The sequence below is a fragment of the Rhodospirillum rubrum ATCC 11170 genome (assembly GCF_000013085.1).
Classification (GTDB): Bacteria; Pseudomonadota; Alphaproteobacteria; order Rhodospirillales; family Rhodospirillaceae; genus Rhodospirillum; species Rhodospirillum rubrum.
Genome location: NC_007643.1, coordinates 2,443,434 through 2,461,824 on the forward strand (window position 1 = coordinate 2,443,434; position 18,391 = coordinate 2,461,824).

Here is an 18,391-nt window from a genome sequence, read left to right on the forward strand (position 1 = left end):
CCCTTTCGGGGGAGGGAGGCCGCTCTCGGATCTTGATAATCAAGCACCCCGTCGGCGCGCTCTGCTCCAGAGCGCTGGGGATTTGCTTTACCGGGCCTCGCGGCCGCGTTTTTCGCCCGGGGCGGTGGTTGGATCGACCAGGGCTTCCAGGCCGCCGCGCGCCCCTTCGATGGCGATGCGCAGGAAGGGCAGCAGGGCGCGCGCCGCCTGCGGCCGGTCGGCCTCCTCTTCGATCGCCAGCGACAGGGCCTGGGCGCGACGGGCGCCGAACTGGCCGGCCATGCCTTTGAGCGCATGAGCGCTGCGCCTGACATCCTGAGCCGATCCATTAGCCATGGTCTTTTCCAAAAGATCGAAATGGCGCGACAGATTGGCCATCGCCGAGGTGATCAGCGGCCGCAGGCGGTTGGTGCCCAATTGCTCGGCCAGGGAGGCGAGGACGCTGCCATCAAAGGCCGGCTCCTCCTCCCAGGCCGCGCGCTTAAGGACCTCGTCGCCGCCGGGTCGGACCTGGGGTCTGGTCTGGCCCGGCCCGGTCAGGCGCTCGATAACCTCGCGCAGGCGCGTCCAGTCCACCGGCTTGGTCAGCAGATCATCAAGGCCGCTTGCCAGATAGCGGTCGCGATCCTCGGCCCGCACATCGGCGGTCAAGGCAACGATCGGCGTATGCGCCGCCGGGCCGGACAGGGCGCGAATGGCCCGGGTGGCATCGGGGCCATCCATTTCGGGCATCTGCATGTCCATCAAGATCAGGTCATAGGGCTCGGTCGCGGCGCTCACCGCGTCCACGCCCTGGCGACCGTCGGCGGCGGTATCGACGTTATGGCCCGACCGCTCGAGAACGGTGGCGATCAGCAGGCGGTTGGTGTCGTTGTCCTCGACCAGCAAGATCCGGCGCCCGGCCGGTCGCGGGCCGGGCAGATCCAAAGGATGGCCCAGGCCATGGCCTTCCAGGGAGACGACCTTGCTGGCATCGCCCCGGGTCAGCGTCACCCGCACCCGGAAGGTCGAGCCCTCGCCCAGCGTGCTATCGATCTCGATGGTTCCGCCCATCATCTCGACCAGACGCTTGCAGATGGTCAGCCCCAGGCCGGTGCCGCCGAACCGCCGGGTGGTGGAGACATCGGCCTGGGTGAAGGGGTTGAACAGACGGGCGCGCTGGCGGGCATCCATCCCCACGCCGGAATCGATGATGGACAGGGTCAGGGGGATCTGGTCGCCCACCGCCTCTCCCACATCCATGCGGACCTCGACCCCGCCCCGGGCGGTGAACTTGACGGCGTTGCCCACCAGATTGAACAGAACCTGACGCAAACGGGTGGGATCACCGCGCAGAATGGGCGGGGGGCCTTCGGGCAGCCTGGACGACAGCACCAGGCCGCGTTCCGAGGCCTTGGGCAAGAACAGGCCGATCACGTCCTGAAGCACCTCGACCGGGCTGAAGTCGACCACCTCGAGTTCCAATTGCCCAGCCTCTATCTTGGAGAAATCAAGAACATCATCAAGCAGGCCAAGCAGGGTACGCGCCGAACGCATCAGGGTTCGCCCATATTTTTCCTGTTCCTCGTTCAGACCCGAGGTCAGCAGAAGGTCGCCCATCCCCAGAATGCCGGTCATCGGCGTGCGGATCTCATGGCTCATCACCGCCAGGAACTGCGATGCGGCCTGGGTCATCTGATCGACGACATCGGCGCGGAAGACCGGCGCGTCTTCCAGCAGCGGCTCGATCTGGGTCAGCAGGGTCCGCCCATCAGCCTGGCGCATCAGATCGTCCGATACCCGCCAGATATCAAGGAAGCGCTGATTCCACGAGATGAGCCGCCACGATAGATCGGCGACCAGAATGCCATCGGGCGAGGTTTCGCGCTGCGAGGTGAGCACGGCGTTTTGCAGCGACAACCGCGCTTCGGCCGTGCGCCGTCGACCAAGCTGACGCATCAGCTGAATGGTCACCCAGCCATCGGCGATCAGCACGGTCGCCACCAGCAATCCCCCCAGGACCATCCAGCCGGACCAGTCGCTGAGCGCGGCGGATTTGGCGATCGTACCGATAACAAGCAGCGGATAACCCGACAGCCGCCGCTCATTGAAAATGCGCATCACCCCATCCAGGCTGGATCGGGTGATGCCGCTGCGCCGCTCGACGACCACGCCCTGGCGTTCGGCCACGCTGAGAAGCGCCGCGCCGGGATGGAACCCCGCCTCGGGCGCCCGGGCCAGGATCTTGCCGTCGGCAAGGGCAAGGACAACGGTCGCCATGTCGTTTTCAAGCAAGACGGCGAAGGAGTCATTGAACCGCTTCTGGTCGATCACCGCGGCCACCGCGCCGGCCACGGTGCCGTCGGCGCCGACCAGGGTGCGGCCGACGGCGAAAACCCAGGGTCCGCCGTCGGTATCGCTCCGGAAAAGCGGCGTGACCACCATGCCCGGTTCATCGCGCCCGCCAAGCAGGCGATCGGCCATCGGGAAAACCCGGTCGGTCAGCCGCGGGGGGGCCTTGCCGGCCAGACGAACCCGCCCCCGGGCATCAAGGATGACCACATCGCTGAGCACCGGAAAAAGGATCGCCTGCTCGCGGACGTAATGGCCAAGCTTCGCCTGATCGTCGGCGGAGGATTCGAACCGATGGTCGACCTCGTCGACGACTCCCGCGATCCGCCCGAACACCTGCTCGGAAAAGGCTTTATAGGTCAGGGTATAGCCTTCGGTCACCGAAGCGGCGCGGGCCAGAGAATCCCGATAGGAGATCCAACCCCAGAAGCCGACCAACAGCGTAATGATCAGACCAAAGGCCACCCCCGAGGCCAGAACCCCGCGGCTCGCGCCATCGGACAGGAAAGTCGGCAATCGGTCCCGGTTCACACTATCCCCGTCGGATACGAGCAAAGAAGCTGTTTAAACAAAGTGCTCATGATCGGAGATCTTTACAAGCGCGTAGTTTCCGATCCCTTCGCGCACAAAAGGCCCGTTCTCCTTAGGAGAAACGGGCCTCTCGCAAGTTCAAGAAAAGACCTTAGCAGCCCTGAGACAATAAGGTCGATCAGTCAGCGACCTCTTCGGTGGGTGACTCGTCGTTATCGCCCCGTTCCCCCTCTTTCTCGAGAAGGTCCTTGGGCGGCAGATCGAAGAAGGCGAAATCGGGCTTTCCATCCTTGACGCCAACCTTGACCCTGCCGCCCTTGGTCAGTTTTCCAAACAACAGCTCTTCGGCCAAAGGTTTCTTGATCGTTTCCTGAATGATCCGCGCCAAGGGCCGCGCCCCCATGCGGCGGTCGTAGCCCTTTTCGGCCAACCAGCTGCGCGCCTTGTCGGTCAGCTCGATCGTGACATTGCGGTCGGCGAGTTGGGCTTCCAGTTCCATGACGAATTTGTCGACCACCATGCCCACGGTTTCCGCCGCCAGATTGGCAAAGGGAATGATGGCATCAAGCCGGTTGCGGAATTCGGGCGAGAACGAGCGCTCGATTTCCTCGGTGTCATCGCCCGAGCGGGTTTCGCGGCCAAAGCCCATGGCGTTCTTGGCCAGCATCTGGGCCCCCGCGTTGGTCGTCATGATCAAGATGACATTGCGGAAGTCGACGTGCTTGCCATTGTGATCGGTCAGCTTGCCGTGATCCATGACCTGAAGAAGAATATTGAAAAGGTCGGGATGGGCCTTTTCGATTTCATCAAGCAACAGCACGCAATGGGGCTGCTGGTCCACCGCGTCGGTCAGCAGGCCGCCCTGGTCGAAGCCGACATAGCCCGGCGGGGCGCCGATCAGCCGCGAAACGGAATGGCGCTCCATGTATTCGGACATGTCGAAGCGGACCAGTTCGATGCCCAGGATGCGGGCGAGCTGGCGGGCCACCTCGGTCTTGCCAACGCCGGTCGGGCCGCTAAACAGATAATTGCCGATCGGTTTGGTCGGTTCGCGCAAGCCGGCCCGGGCCAGCTTGATGGCGCTGGCCAAAGCCTCGATGGCCTGATCCTGACCGAAGACCATGGTCTTGAGGTCGCGCTCCAGGGATTTGAGAACCGCCTGATCGTCGCGCGACACCGATTTCGGCGGGATGCGGGCGATCTTGGCGACGATCTCTTCGATATCGCGCACGGTCACCGTCTTGCGCCGACGGCTTTCGGGCAACAGCATGCGGGCGGCGCCGACCTCGTCGATGACGTCGATCGCCTTGTCGGGCAGCTTGCGATCATTGATGTATTTGTTCGATAGCTCGACGGCGGCGCGCACGGCGTCGTTGGTGTAACGCACCTTGTGGTGATCTTCGTAATAGGACTTGATGCCGCGCAGGATCTTGACCGTATCCTCGACGCTGGGCTCGTTGACGTCGATCTTCTGAAAACGGCGGACCAGCGCCCGGTCCTTTTCGAAGTGGTTGCGGAATTCCTTATAGGTGGTCGAGCCGACACAGCGCAGCAGACCCTGGGCCAGGGCCGGCTTGAGCAGATTGGAGGCGTCCATCGAGCCGCCCGAGGTGGCGCCGGCGCCGATCACCGTGTGGATCTCGTCGATGAACAGCACCGCGCCCTCATAGGCCTCCAATTCGCCGACCACGGCCTTCAGCCGCTCTTCGAAATCGCCGCGATAGCGGGTTCCGGCAAGCAGGGCGCCCATATCAAGCGAAAAGATCGTGGCGTTGTGCAGAACCTCGGGCACCTCCTTGTGGACGATGCGCCGGGCCAGCCCTTCGACGATGGCCGTCTTGCCAACCCCGGGGTCGCCAACCAGCAGCGGGTTGTTCTTGTTGCGACGGCAGAGGATCTGGATCGTCCGCTCGACTTCCTGATCGCGACCGATCAGCGGGTCGATCTTTCCCTCGGCGGCCTTCTCGTTGAGATTGACGCAATAGGCATCGAGTGCCTCCCGGCCTTTTTTCACCGTCGCCGTCTCCTCGGATTTGGTTTCCTCGTCGGCGCCGCGCGGAGCGCGGGCTTGGCCGTGGCCGGGGGCCTTGGCGATGCCATGGCTGATGTAATTGACGGCATCGAGCCGGGTCATATCCTGCATTTGCAGGAAATAGACCGCGTGGCTTTCCCGTTCGCTAAACAGGGCGACAAGAATATTGGCGCCGGTCACCTGCTCGCGCCCCGACGACTGAACGTGAATGGCGGCGCGCTGGACCACCCGCTGGAAGCCGGCGGTCGGCTTGGGATCCCCTTCCGGGGCGGCGACGACCAGACCGGTCAATTCGTGTTCGACGAACTCGGCAAGCTGTTTGCGCAGTTTCTCGACATCCACCGAGCAGGCCTTGAGCACGGAAACCGCGTCCTGATCATCGACCAGGGCAAGAAGAAGATGTTCGAGAGTCGCATACTCATGTCGACGTTGGGACGCGAGAGCGAGGGCCCGGTGGAGAGTCTGTTCCAGATTACGCGACAGCATGCCCGCTCCTTTCTTAAACCGGTTTCGACCACGACCAGGACGGGCCGCGATCTGAGGTTGGTGCCGGACCGCCACCCGGATGCCGGATCTCTCCGGCGACAACGCCCCCCGCGAGCGGATTTCATCTTGGAAACGCAAGGCTCAAACTTAGGTCCCGATCCATCCCCGACCGGGCCGCGGCGCCCCGGACCCTAACCGGCCCAAAGGCACCGCCTTTTGACCGACCACAAGGCGCGGCCTATTCCTTTTCCAGCGTGCATTGAAGGGGATGCTGGGACCGCCGGGCCAGATCCATGACCTGACTGACCTTGGTCTCAGCGACTTCATAGGTATAAACCCCACAAAGTCCCACCCCGCGCTGATGAACGTGGAGCATGATATTGGTCGCTTCCTCGTGGGTCTTGCCAAAGAACCGTTCGAGGACATGCACGACGAATTCCATCGGCGTGTAATCGTCGTTGAGCATCAAAACCCTATACATCGAGGGCTTCTTCGTCTTCGGCTTGGCCTTGACGACCACGCCCGTTCCCGGTTGACCAGGACCCTGGCCACCGCGGTCGTCGTCGTTTTGATCGTCCCCGCCCTGCCCGAGGCGGGGAGCCATGTCATGATCGCGTGTGGTCATCTTTGCGCTTTGGCTTTCGGTGTTCATATCCCTGGGATCGTCTCTGCATCATATTGGTAATTTTTGCCGGCGATAAAGGGCCAAATCGGCGGGTCGTCCCGCAAGGCCCGGCAAGACGGCCAGCAAGCGGGAGCGAGAAAAGGGAAAGGCTTCCCACAGGAGGCCCTGGGGAAGCCTTTTTCGACCGAAGGTCGTGCCCGGCCAAGTGCCCGCCCCTTACGGGGAAAGGCCCCTAACCGGCGGCGCCGGCGCCCGCTCCATCACCCCGGCGGGTGAACAGACGCGCCGCCGCTTCCGCCTGACGGGCGAGCGGGGTCAGGGCCCCTTCCGCCGCCTTCCACGATCGCTCGATGCCGACGCTCGAGGTTTCGGCCACCCGGCTGGCGATGGTGCCCAGCAGTTCGGCCTGTTGTTCGGCGGCCTCCTGTTCCAGGTTCTGAAGGTCTTCGACGTCAAGCAGGTGGTGAGCGCCCGTCTTGCCATCGACCTCGGTGGCGATGCGCCGCGTTTTGGCCGCCAGGGCCCGGGTCAGATTGGCGCTGTCACGGGCGTTCTGTTCGATCAGATCGAAGCCAAGGAAGGCCACGTCCTGGAAGCCGCGCAGGGCTTCCGAGGCGCTTTCTCCCAAGGCCCCCCAAGTTCGGCCGACCACGCTGCGCACCTCGGCGACGCGTTCGCGGCCCTCCTCGCCCGCCCGATCAATGGCGGCGGCGTCGCGGTTCTTCTCGTCGGGCCCGCGACCATCGACACCCCTGCGGTTGGCCGAGGCCGAAGCCAGGGTGCCGTAGGTTTGATCGAAGGTGGCGCTGGCGGCGTCGAACACGGATTCAGCCAGGGAGAAAAAGATCCCCAGCGAGCGGATACTGGCCGTCACCGCCCCTTCCACGCCGATCCGGCTCGCCGCCAGGACTTCTTCGAAGGCGGCGAGGGAAAAGGGGATGGGATCTTCAAGCACTTTTCGCGCCCGCTGAATCGCGGGGTCGTCATCGGAGGACTTCTCCGACGCGCGGCGTTCCGCCGTCTCGTCGGTGGCAGATCGGCTCTCACGGCTCGAACCTTCAGACCGCGTCGCCAAGGATGGGTCGACCGACGACGGGTCGTCGGGAAGATCCGGATCGTCTCCGGCTTTTTTCTTAGGGGGGGTCGTCATTGCTCTCGCTCCTTTTCCGCTTCTGGTTGTGCCCCCAAAAGACATGGACAGGAGGAGGGATACGGACCACGGCCCGGATCCCCGCCTTATAATACCGCACCGCAACAAAACCAGGATGAGAGCCGAGCCCGTTCAAGTCAAGTTAAAGGAAAGGAACAACCTGTAATATAGACACCCCTTCCTTCAACGCCCCCTTCAGCGCCGTCGCAGGGCGATCAAAAGCCCTGCCCCAGGCCGCCCAGGGCCGGACCATCGATCAACCCGGTGGGACCGACGCGCAGGGCGAAGCGAAACTGCTCGCGGCGCATCGCCTCGAAGCTGCCGCGCTGAACCGCCTGCCAGCGGGCCACCGGCACGCCCGTGGCATCCCACGCAAACAGCAGGTCATCGACCTTCAGAGCCTCGTAGCGCGGCGAGCGCCGTTGCCAGGCGTTGAACACCGTCTTGCCCCCCAGGCAGCCGGTGGCGACCCAATAGAAATCGGTGGAGTCCAGTTCCATGCCCTGGGGCGGCGGCTGATCCAAGCCGTCCTGACGCAGGGTGGCAAGCAGCGTGGCCCATTGGTCGGCCGTCAGTTCGGTCACCGCCTTGCGGCCGCGCCAAGGATCAAGCAGGGAGTCAACCCCGGTGACGTGGCGCAGTTCCAGTAGATCCCCCTCGCCGAAGACCTGGGCCGACAGCGTCGCGCCTTTTGCCGAGTCGGGACGGGCGACGTCATAAACCCGCACCTGTTCCGAGTAGACGGCGTTGAACACCAACCTCATACGATCAGGGGCGCCGGCCATGCACGAGGCCCGAAGATCGTCGCCATTGAGGAAAGAGTACCAACTGGTCTTGCGCACAAGCGGATTGGTGACGTCCCCGGAAGAGGCGCAACCCGTAACGAGTCCAAGCGCCAACACACAGAGGAAACGTTTCGCCCTTGACATTTTAATGGTTCCTTTACTCGCCAATCAGGTGAGGATTTACGTCAAAACCCATCGAAACAACGCGAATTCCATGGCATAATTCGGGCTTCAAGCGTGGACACCGACTCGTCCTTGCCATATTCTATCCATCCATTCTTACCCGAACGACGCCGCGTTCAACACTGATCATGGGGTAGCGATGAACCATTTGCCGGAACTTCCGTCATCCGGCCGTGCCGGCTCTGGCGCGACGGAGCCGGCGGCGGGGCGCCTTCGGATCCTGGCGATGCTTGCCGTTGTTTTCCTGCTGCTCGGCCTGCCCACCCAGGCCTTCGCCGGCTACGCCTCGATCGTCGTTGACGCGTCGACGGGCCGGGTTTTGCAGGCGCGCAACGCCGATATGCGCAACTACCCCGCCTCGCTGACCAAGATGATGACCCTTTATCTGCTGTTCGAGGCGATCGACAACGGCAAATACACCCTGGAAAGCCGGCTGCCCGTGTCGAAATGGGCGGCCAATCAGGCGCCGTCCAAGCTGGGGGTGGCCGCGGGGACCGGCATCAAGGTTGAACACGCGATCAAGGCCCTGGTCACCAAATCGGCCAATGACGTGGCCGTGGTTATCGCCGAGGCCCTGGGCGGCACCGAAGCCAATTTCTCGGCCCTGATGACCCGCAAGGCGGCGGCGCTCGGCATGAGCCAGACCACCTTTCGCAACGCCTCGGGCCTGCCCAACAACGGCCAGATGACCACCGCCCGTGACATGGCGGTGCTGTCGATGGCGCTGATCCGCCATTTTCCCAACCATTACCGCTTCTTCGCCACCCAGTCCTTCCGCTTTGGCAACCGGACGATCACCACCCATAACCATGTCGTGCGCGAATACCCCGGGGCCGATGGCCTGAAGACCGGCTATATCCAGGCCTCGGGCTTCAATGTCGCCTCCTCGGCGGTGCGCAATGGCCGTCGTCTGGTCGCCGTGGTCTTCGGCGGACAGACGGCGCGGGCCCGCGACACCCAGATGATGGCCCTGCTGGACGAGGGCTTCGCCACCCTGGCCCGCGAAGGCGGCAGCGTCGTTCAGGCCAAGCGCAAACCCGATGCCATCGCCTCGATCATCAAAGCCAAGGAACCGCCGGCCGCCGATATGGGCTCGGCCGACGACGCGCCGATGCCCCCGGCCTACAAGCCCGGCTCGCTGACCGCCTCGGTCAGCGGCGGACGGACCCAGCAGATGGCCCTGGCCACCCCAATGCGCTCCTCGCCCGCTCCCTCGGCCAAGAGCGCCCCCGGCCCCCGGCCAACCCCCATCGCCCGCACGACGCCCGTCCCAAGCAAGGGCGCGGCCAAGGGGGACTGGGGCATTCAGGTTGGCGCCTATGCCAAATCGGCGGCGGCGACGGCGGCGGCCAATAAGGCCATCGGCCTTCTCGCCGCCGAGGCCCGCAGGCAGGTTTCGCCCGTCGTCGTTCAGCGCAAAAGCGGATCTGGGACCATTTATCGGGCACGGCTGACCGGATTGTCCAACGAGGCGGCGGCCCGCACCGCCTGCGCCACCCTCGTCCGCAACGACCATTCCTGTCTGGTCGTCGCCCCGCAGAAATAGCGCCCCCGAACTCTGGCGCCGGCCCCTAACACCGGCCCTGGCGCCCGGTCGCCAGGGCGCCGGCCATCAGGCAGCCGGCGACGGCGGCGGCGCAGAGCACCCAGCCCTGCCACAGGTTATAGGTGCCCATGGCCATGGTCAGACCGCTGGCCAGCAGCCCGGCGACCGTCGCCGTTGCCAAGCGGCCGTCGGCCAGCTTGCCCAGGCGCCAGCCCAGCAGCCCCAGGCCGATCAGCACCGGCACCACCCCAACCACGCCCAGTTCGAACCACAGCTGCAGCGGCATGTTATGGGGATGGATCGGCACGATCTGCAGATCGCGCACCACCCAGCCCAGCGCGCCGTCGTGAAACGCCGTCGGCACCCGCAAATCCTGGAAACTGCGGCTGGCGGCGATCCCCCAGCCCATCCACGGTTTTTCCGCCAGACGGTCGGCGATGAAGCGCCAGATCAGCAAGCGATGCTGCACCGAGAAGCCCAGATGGGGGGCGATCAGGGTGAACAGGCCACTGGCGAAAACGGCCTTGATCACCAAAGGCGAGGCCACCATCACCACCGCCATGCCCCAGCTCACCAGCCGAACCACCAGCACCGGCGCCAGCAGGGCCAGGGCGAAGGCCAGACCGCCGACACACAGCCCGAGCAGCGAGGCTTCCGAGGTGCCGCGCGCCACCGCCAGGGCGACGACCACAGCCAGCCCGATCGCCCACCGCCGCCGTCCCTGGATCCACAGCGCCAAAGCCGTCGGCCAAACCAGCAAGCTCAGCACCGACATCACGCCGTTCATCGCCAGAACGCGTTTGGCGACCGGCGCATCGGCGCCTTGGATCAGCACCTGCGGACCCCACAGGCTGTAGGTTTCGATGAAGACCAGTAGGGCGCAGAGGCCAAGAACGGTGGCCATCACCCGTGGCATCAGCCCCCAGGGCCCCTCCCCAACCGGGCGGGCGAGCAGGCGGGCGCACAGCGGCGTGCCGAGAACGATCGCCACCACCGTCCAGGCGTCGCGCGGCGCCGCCTTGCCCGTCGGCGTCCATCCCAGGCTGAGCAGACCCCATAGGGCGATCAGGGCGCCAAGGGCGAGAAAGGGCGAGCGCAGCGGCAGACGGGCCGATAGCGGCCGATCTTCCAGAGCGACCGTCACCAGACCAAGCAGGGCGATCAGCCCAACGGGGATGACCAATTGGCTATGGGTCAGCGCCGCCGTCAGCGGCACGGCGGCCAGGGCGGCCAGCGCCGCCCAATCGCGCCCCCCCCCAAAAACAACGGTCGATGGGCGGGGGGGAGCGTTTGGCGTCACGGGCGTACTGCTTCCGAAAGGGCGACCTTGCCAAAGATCCCAAAGGGATCAAATCAAGATCCGAAAGGGATCAGGTGATGACCGTCGGATCTTCCGATCCGAAGCGGTCCTTGAGGCGGGTCAGGTCGCGGATGGTGGCGATCAGATCGGCCAGGGCGACTTGGGCATCCTGATCATGGGCGGCGGGATCGGGCTCGAAGCGCTCGAGGTATAGCCGCAAGGTGGCGCCTTCCGTTCCCGTTCCCGAAAGCCGGACGACAATGCGCGCCCCATCTTCAAACTCGATGCGGATACCCTGCCCCTGACTGGTCGACCCGTCGATGGGATCGGTATAGGCGAAATCATCGTGAAGGGCGACCTTGCGCCCGCCAAGGGTCTGGCCAAGCAGCGGGGCTGCGCGCAGATCGGCCATCAGCGCCTCGGCCTTGGCCGCGTCCAGCCCCTCGTGGTCGTGGCGGGAATAGAAGGTGCGGCCGTAATTGCCCCAATGGTCGGCCAGGATCTGACGAACGGTCTGAGCGCGCGCGGCGATGATGTTGAGCCAAGCGAGCACCGCCCACAGCCCATCCTTTTCGCGCACATGGTCCGAACCGGTGCCGAAGCTTTCCTCGCCGCACAGCGTCGCCCGCCCGGCATCGAGCAGGGTGCCGAAGAATTTCCAGCCGGTCGGCGTCTCGTGGCATTCCCAGCCGCGCTTGGCCGCCACCCGGTCAACGGCCCGGCTGGTCGGCATCGAGCGGGCGACCCCGGTCATCCGGCCGCGATAGCCCGGAATCAGTTCGGCATTGGCGGCGAGAACGGCCAGACTGTCGGAGGGATTGACGAAGACGCCCCGGCCCAAAATCATGTTGCGATCGCCGTCGCCATCGCTGGCGGCGCCGAAATCGGGCGCCCGGTCGCCCATCATCAGATCGGCCAGATCCTTGGCATAGGTCAGATTGGGATCGGGATGGCCACCGCCGAAATCCTCAAGCGGCGTGCCGTTGATGACGGTTCCCGCCGGCGCGCCCAGCCGGCCTTCCAAGATGGCGTGGGCGTAAGGGCCGGTGACGGCGTGCATGGCGTCAAAACACATGGTGAAGCCGTCGCGGAACAGGCGGCGAATGGCCTCCATGTCGAACAAGGTTTCCATCAGCGCCGCGTAATCGGCCACCGGATCGATGACGACCACCCGCATCCCGCCCAGATCCGTCTCGCCGATCCGGCCAAGATCGACCTCGGGAGCATTCTCCAGCGTCCGATAACGCGAGAGCGAGGCGGTGGCGGCGAAGATGGCGTCGGTGATCTTTTCGGGGGCCGGTCCGCCGGCGCCGATGTTGTATTTGATGCCGAAATCGCCCTCGGGCCCGCCGGGATTATGGCTGGCCGACAAGATGATGCCGCCAAAGGCCTTATGGGCGCGGATCACGCAAGAGGCCGCCGGCGTCGACAGCAGACCGTCGCGGCCGACCAGCACCCGGCCAAAGCCGTTGGCCGCCGCCATCTTCAAGATGGTCTGCACCGCCTCGCGGTTATGGAAGCGCCCGTCGCCGCCCACCACCAGGGTCTGGCCCTGGAAGCCGTCCAGGCTATCAAAGACCGCCTGGACGAAGTTCTCGAGATAATGGGGCTGGCGAAAAACGCCGACCTTCTTGCGCAGACCCGAGGTTCCGGGTTTCTGCCCGGCGAACGGCGTGGTTGGAACCTCCAGAACCGTGACGGTCATGGAACAGCACTCCCCCTGGAAAAGACAGGCTTCCCGACGGATCAGCCCACCGAGCGGCGGCCGATCGGGCTATAGCGGAAGCCCTGGGCCTCCATGTCGTCGGGGTTATAGATGTTGCGCAGATCGATCAGCACCGGCGCCTTGAGCAGGGTCTTGACCCGGTCGAGATCAAGGGCGCGGAACTCGTTCCATTCGGTCAAAATCACCAGGGCATCGGCGCCGGCCATGCAGTCATAGGCGCTTTCGGCATACAGAACATCGGTGAAATGCTTGGCCGCCTCGTGCATGCCCTCGGGATCGAAGGCGCGGATGGTGGCGCCGGCCCGCTGCAGGGCGGGAACGATGTCCAGGCTGGGGCTGTCGCGCATGTCGTCCGTATTGGGCTTGAAGGTCAGCCCGAGGACGGCGATGGTCTTGCCCGTGACGTCGCCGCCCAGGAACTGGACCACCTTGTCCGCCATCGCCTTCTTGCGCTGGTCGTTGATCGAGACCACGGTTTCAATGATGCGCAGCGGCGCGCCGAAATCCTGGGCGGTCTTGACCAGCGCCAGGGTATCCTTGGGGAAGCACGACCCGCCATAGCCCGGGCCGGCATGCAGGAACTTGCGGCCGATCCGCCCATCCAGACCGATGCCGCGGGCGACGTCATGAACGTCGGCCCCGACCTTCTCGCACAGATCGGCGATCTCGTTGATGAAGGTGATCTTGGTGGCGAGGAAGGTATTGGCGGCGTATTTGATCAGTTCCGAGGTTTCAAGCGCCGTGAACAGGATCGGCGTTTCGATCAGATAGAGCACCCGGTAAAGCTGGCGCATCACCGCCTGGGCGCGTTCGGTCTCGGCGCCGATGACCACGCGGTCGGGGCGCATGAAATCGTTGATCGCCGAGCCCTCGCGCAGGAATTCGGGATTGGAGACCACGTCGAAATCGGCCGCGGGATTGGCTTCGCGGATGATCCGCGCCACTTCGCGCCCGGTACCCACCGGCACCGTCGATTTGGTCACCACCACCGTGTAGCGGTCCATATGCTCGGCGACTTCGCGGGCGGCGTTATAGACATAGGACAGATCGGCGTGACCATCGCCGCGCCGGCTTGGCGTTCCCACGGCGATGAACACCGCGTCCGCTCCGGCCATCGCCTCCTTGAGGTCGGTGGTGAACGACAGCCGTCCAGCGGCGGTGTTGGATGCCACCAGGGCATCAAGACCCGGCTCGTAGATGGGGATCTCGCCGCGCTCGCGCAGACCGTCGATCTTGCGGACGTCCTTGTCGACGCAGACCACATCAACGCCGAATTCGGAAAAACAGGCGCCCGACACCAAACCCACATAGCCGGTGCCGATCATCGCGATACGCATGGGAGGCTCCCCTTGAACAGCGAAACGGGCGGCGGAACCCGCCGCCCGGAAGAGAGATCAGATGGTCTTGGCGAAATCGGCGAGAACGGCCTTCACGGCGTCGCGCATATCGGGCCGCTCCAGGGCGAAGGCGATATTGGCCTGCAGGAAGCCCACCTTGTCGCCGCAGTCATAGCGCGCGCCCTCATAGCGCAGGCCATGGAAGGGAACGTCCTTGATCTGGGCGTTCATGGCGTCGGTCAACTGGATCTCGCCACCGGCACCGCGGTTCTGGTTTTCGAGCAGGTCGAAAATGCCCGGATCGAGCACATAGCGGCCGATAATCGCCAGGGTCGAGGGCGCCTTGTCGGAATCGGGCTTTTCGACCAAACCCTTGGCCCGGGCCAGGGTGCCGTTGTCCTCGACGACGTCGAGGATGCCGTATTTGTTGGTGCGCTCGCGCGGCACGTCCTCGACGGCGACGACATTGCCGCCGGTCTGCGCGTGGGCGTCGATCAGCTGCTTGATGCAGGGCGTATCGGCCAGCACCAGATCATCGGGCAGCAGAACGGCGAAGGGCTCATCGCCGATGAAGGCGCGGGCGCACCACACGGCGTGACCCAGGCCAAGGGGCTGCTGCTGGCGGGTGGAGAACACCTTGCCCGGCGAGGGCATCGAGCCCAGCAGGTTTTCCAGAACATCGGTCTTGCCGCGTTCCTTGAGCAGGGCCTCAAGCTCGGGCATATGGTCGAAATGGTCCATCAGCACCGATTTGCCGCGACCGGTGATGAAGATGAAGTGATCGATACCGGCGGCGGCGGCTTCTTCGACCGCGTATTGGATCAGCGGCTTATCGACGACGGGCAGCATTTCCTTCGCCATGGTCTTGGTCGCCGGCAGGAAACGCGTTCCCATTCCGGCAACCGGAAATACGGCCTTGCGCACACGTCGTGACATAGTGATCCCTCGCGATTGCTTTTGATACGGATCGAAAAACACCCCCGGAACCGGGGGAAAAGACCTGAAAGCCGCCCCCGGAACCGGAGGACTGGGGGGCATGATTTCGCACGCCCGTAATGCCACGACGGGTGGCGCACTTCAAGCGAGGCTTGCGTTCGCGGCCTTTCGCCAGCGAAGCTTCCCCGGGTTTGGCGCGACCCCCCGTCCCGACCGCCCCTATAGGCCGATGGATTTAGGCATTCCGATGGCGGCCAGCAGGGCGCGCAGCTCCTGACGGGCGGCGACGTGGGACATGCTGATGTCGACACCGGTGCCCTTGTCCTTGAGGTCAAGCAGGGTCAGGCCGTTGAGGAACAGCTCGCGGTAGATAACCCGCTCGCCCAATCCAGGCACCACCGAAAAGCCGATGCGCCGCGACAGGTCGTTCAAGGCGTCTTCCATGTCGCGCTTGTTGCGGGCGTCGAGATGGGAGAGGCGATTGCGCATGACGATCCAACGCATCGAGGTGCCATCGCGGCGCGCCCGCGCCTGCTTGGCCTCCCACACCGCCGCCGCATAGGGGCTGGGGCCGGTGATCGTCATACTATCGCCATCAATCCGCGCCATGACGTCAAGATCGATGAAGCTATCGTTGAGCGGGGTTATCAGCACGTCGGCCAGGGCATGGGCGGCACGGTTAAGCGCCGTATCCGACCCGGGGGTGTCGATCACCACCACGTCGACCTCCTCATGGAAGGCCAGCATGCTGTGTTCAAGCCGGCGGATATCGGCCTCCAGGCTGGTGCCGGGCACCATCGGCACATGTTCGGGCGACGGCAGATCAAGCCCGCGCTTCTCGGCGAAGGCCCGGCGGTTCTCAAGATAGCGGGTCAGCGTCGCCTGGCCGGCGTCAAGATCGATCGAGCCAGTGCGCAAACCGGCGCGGGCCAGACTGACGACCAGATGCATGGCCACGGTCGATTTGCCCGACCCTCCTTTTTGATTGCCGATGACGATGACGCAGGCGCGTCGCGCCCCTCCCTCGTCGTCCTGCTCCAACCCCATCAAGCCCCCGCGTCCTGTTCACTCCAAGCCGGCCGGCCGGGGGGCCGATCTCCGCCCCCCACGCCGTCGCCGCCTTCCTATGGCGCCCCTATATGGCGCCCATAGATATTGAATCTAGATTAATATCCCGGGGCTAAATGGCGCTCATTTAGCACAATTTACCGTGATCGTAGGGGCGGATGGCGACGGCGTTGTCGTGGAAGGCGCCGCCGCCCAAAGGCGGGCCCGGATCGGCGCCGGTCAGGGTATTGATGCCCTTGCCCCCCGGAAAGGCCGCGTTGGGCCACAAGCTTTCCACCACGACCACCCCTTTGGGCAACCCTTCGAACAAGCGGGCGTGGATAGTAATCTCGCCGCGCCGGCTGGTTAGATGGACCAGCGCCCCGTCGAGGATGCCAAGGGCGGCCGCCTCGTCGGGACGGATCAGCACCTGGGGCCGGCCTTCGGCGCCGATCGAGCCCGGGGTTTCGCTGAAGGTGGAATTGAGAAAATTGCGCGCCGGGGCGGCGACGAGTCGGAAGGGATAGCGGGCGTCGGCCTCTTCGATCAGCGCCAGATGATCGGGCAGAGCGGGCATCTGGCTGGCCATCGGACCTTCCCATTCGGCGCGGAAGCGGAAGCGACCGCTGGCGTTGGGGAAGCCGTTGAGGAAATGGGCGTCGTTGAAATCGGCCGGCACGCCATCAAGGCCGCCGCTTTCCAGGATCTCGCCGGCCGGGGGCAGCTTCGAGGCCGCCAGCGTCGCCTCGATCAACGCCCAGGCGCTTAAGGAGAAGCCGGGGTGGCGGGCCCCCAGGCGCTCGGCCAGGGCGCAGATCACCGCGTGATTGGACCGGCATTGGCCGGGCGCGGGCATCACCGCCTTGGCGACCTGAAGATAGGTATGACCGCCGGCCTTATAGATATCGTCGTGTTCCAGAAACATGGTGGCTGGCAGGACGATATCGGCCATCGCGGCGGTTTCGGTCATGAACTGCTCGTGGACGACGGTGAACAGGTCCTCGCGGGCCATGCCGGCGCGCACGCGGTCGGTTTCCGGGCAGACGACCATCGGATTGGTGTTTTGGATCAAAAGCGCCTTGACCGGCGGCCCGCCGGCCAGGGCCTCGGCATCGCCGGTCAGGGCCCGGCCGAAGGAGATCTGATTGATCTTGCGCACCGTCGGATCGGCGACGTCCTTGCCTTCGATCAGGGTGGTATCAAGGGGGAACAGGCCACTGCCCGAATACAGCGCCCCGCCGCCCGGATGGGCCCAGGCGCCGCTGACGGCGGGCAGGCAGCTGACCGCGTGCATCGCCGCCGAGCCGTTGCGCTGGCGGGTGAACCCATAGCCCAGCCGCAGATAGGACCGCTTGGTCCGCCCATACAAACGGGCGAAGTCGATGATCTCGGCCGCTTCAAGACCGGTGATCGCCGCCGCCCAGGCCGGGGTGCGGCTTTCCAGATGGGCCTCCAGGGCGCGCGGATCATCGGTGTGGGCGGCCATATAGGCGCGATCGGCCAAGCCTTCGGCGAACATCACATGCATCACGGCGCAGGCGAGCGCGCCATCGGTGCCCGGGCGCGGCATCAGATGGATATCGGCCTTTTCGGCCGTGGCGTTGCGATAGGGATCGACAACGACCAGCGGCGCCCCGCGCATCCGCCGCGCCTTGGTCGCCCAGTTCATCAACTGCACCTGGGTATGAACGGCGTTGCAGCCCCAGAAGATCACCAGATCGGATTGCACCATCTCGCGGGCGTCAACGCCGCGCTTGCCGCCGATCCCGGCCTTCCAGCCCGGATCGGAAAAACCGATGCAGATGGTTTCCTCGGTCTGGGAATAGCCCAGGACATGGCGCAGACGATTGATGCCGTCGCGCTGAACCAGCCCCATGGTTCCGGCGTAGTAATAGGGCCAGACCGCCTCGGCCCCCCATTGGGCGGCGGCGGCGCGCAATCCTTCGGCCGCCCGGTCGAGGGCCTCGTCCCAGGAGATCGGCCGGAACTGGCCCGATCCCTTGGGGCCGACGCGCAGCAGCGGCTCCATCAGCCGCTCGGGATGGTGCAGGCGCTGGTCATAGCGGGCGACCTTGGCGCAGATGACCCCCTCGGTATAGCTGTTCACCCGGCTGCCGCGCAGGCGGGCCAGCTTGCCGCCCTCGGTCAGCTCAAGTTCGACCGGGCAGACACTGGCGCAATCGTGGGGGCAGACGGAACGGGATGGCAGGGCGCCCATGGCGGCAGGGTCCTTAAAAAAAATAGGCGTGGGGGATCAGGCGGTGCGAGCATAGCCGCCCGGCCGGGGGTGGAGCAAGCGGCGGCCCCGGGAGCATCGGGGCTTTACAAGCCCTGTTGCCGCGCTGATATCAGAAAGCAAAGGCCTAAAAAAAGGCC

Annotated in this window: 12 protein-coding genes; 1 reads left to right on the top strand and 11 read right to left on the bottom strand. The window is 65.0% G+C overall.

The genetic code is table 11. The annotated features are described in order from the left end of the window. Positions 1–87 precede the first annotated feature (87 nt). The 5 genes from RRU_RS10925 to RRU_RS10945 form a co-directional block, all read right to left on the bottom strand. Positions 88–2,862 (bottom strand): ATP-binding protein, encoded by a 2,775-nt coding sequence (locus tag RRU_RS10925; protein WP_011389861.1) that lies wholly within the window; start codon positions 2,860–2,862, stop codon positions 88–90. A 178-nt stretch (positions 2,863–3,040) separates the two neighbouring features. Further along, positions 3,041–5,380 carry an ATP-dependent Clp protease ATP-binding subunit ClpA gene (gene clpA / locus RRU_RS10930; protein ID WP_011389862.1) on the bottom strand — a complete coding sequence of 780 codons (2,340 nt, stop codon included), beginning with the start codon at positions 5,378–5,380 and terminating at the stop codon, positions 3,041–3,043. Between the two features lie 238 nt (positions 5,381–5,618). Further along, positions 5,619–5,984: an ATP-dependent Clp protease adapter ClpS gene (clpS, locus tag RRU_RS10935; protein ID WP_042440419.1), complete on the bottom strand. Its 366-nt coding sequence runs from the start codon at positions 5,982–5,984 to the stop codon at positions 5,619–5,621. Between the two features lie 253 nt (positions 5,985–6,237). After that, a complete protein-coding gene (locus tag RRU_RS10940) occupies positions 6,238–6,960 on the bottom strand; it encodes a hypothetical protein (protein ID WP_237703756.1) in 723 nt (240 codons plus the stop codon). A gap of 410 nt (positions 6,961–7,370) precedes the next feature. Beyond that, complete coding sequence (locus tag RRU_RS10945; protein ID WP_011389961.1) at positions 7,371–8,084, bottom strand: hypothetical protein; 714 nt, start codon at positions 8,082–8,084, stop codon at positions 7,371–7,373. Positions 8,085–8,349: 265 nt separating this feature from the next. On the opposite strand from RRU_RS10945, the gene RRU_RS10950 reads away from it, so the two are divergent. After that, on the top strand, positions 8,350–9,669 hold the full coding sequence (locus tag RRU_RS10950; RefSeq protein ID WP_014626309.1) for a D-alanyl-D-alanine carboxypeptidase family protein: 1,320 nt from the start codon (positions 8,350–8,352) through the stop codon (positions 9,667–9,669). Between the two features lie 25 nt (positions 9,670–9,694). Here RRU_RS10950 and RRU_RS10955 read toward each other — a convergent pair whose 3' ends face one another. The 6 genes from RRU_RS10955 to RRU_RS10980 all read right to left on the bottom strand — a co-directional run bounded on the left by RRU_RS10955 (position 9,695) and on the right by RRU_RS10980 (position 18,233). After that, a complete protein-coding gene (locus tag RRU_RS10955; RefSeq protein ID WP_011389963.1) occupies positions 9,695–10,969 on the bottom strand; it encodes an O-antigen ligase family protein in 1,275 nt (424 codons plus the stop codon). A 70-nt stretch (positions 10,970–11,039) separates the two neighbouring features. Then, positions 11,040–12,674, bottom strand: coding sequence for an alpha-D-glucose phosphate-specific phosphoglucomutase (locus RRU_RS10960; RefSeq protein ID WP_011389964.1), 1,635 nt, complete (start codon positions 12,672–12,674; stop codon positions 11,040–11,042). Between the two features lie 41 nt (positions 12,675–12,715). After that, the gene (locus tag RRU_RS10965) at positions 12,716–14,032 is read right to left on the bottom strand and encodes a UDP-glucose dehydrogenase family protein (RefSeq protein WP_011389965.1); all 1,317 of its coding nucleotides are present in this window, start codon (positions 14,030–14,032) and stop codon (positions 12,716–12,718) included. A 57-nt stretch (positions 14,033–14,089) separates the two neighbouring features. Then, complete coding sequence (gene galU, locus RRU_RS10970) at positions 14,090–14,968, bottom strand: UTP--glucose-1-phosphate uridylyltransferase GalU (RefSeq protein ID WP_011389966.1); 879 nt, start codon at positions 14,966–14,968, stop codon at positions 14,090–14,092. A 219-nt stretch (positions 14,969–15,187) separates the two neighbouring features. After that, entirely contained in the window at positions 15,188–16,015 is an 828-nt protein-coding gene (locus RRU_RS10975) for a division plane positioning ATPase MipZ (protein WP_011389967.1), read from the bottom strand. Positions 16,016–16,163: 148 nt separating this feature from the next. Beyond that, complete coding sequence (locus RRU_RS10980; RefSeq protein ID WP_011389968.1) at positions 16,164–18,233, bottom strand: molybdopterin oxidoreductase family protein; 2,070 nt, start codon at positions 18,231–18,233, stop codon at positions 16,164–16,166. Between the last annotated feature and the right edge of the window lie 158 nt (positions 18,234–18,391).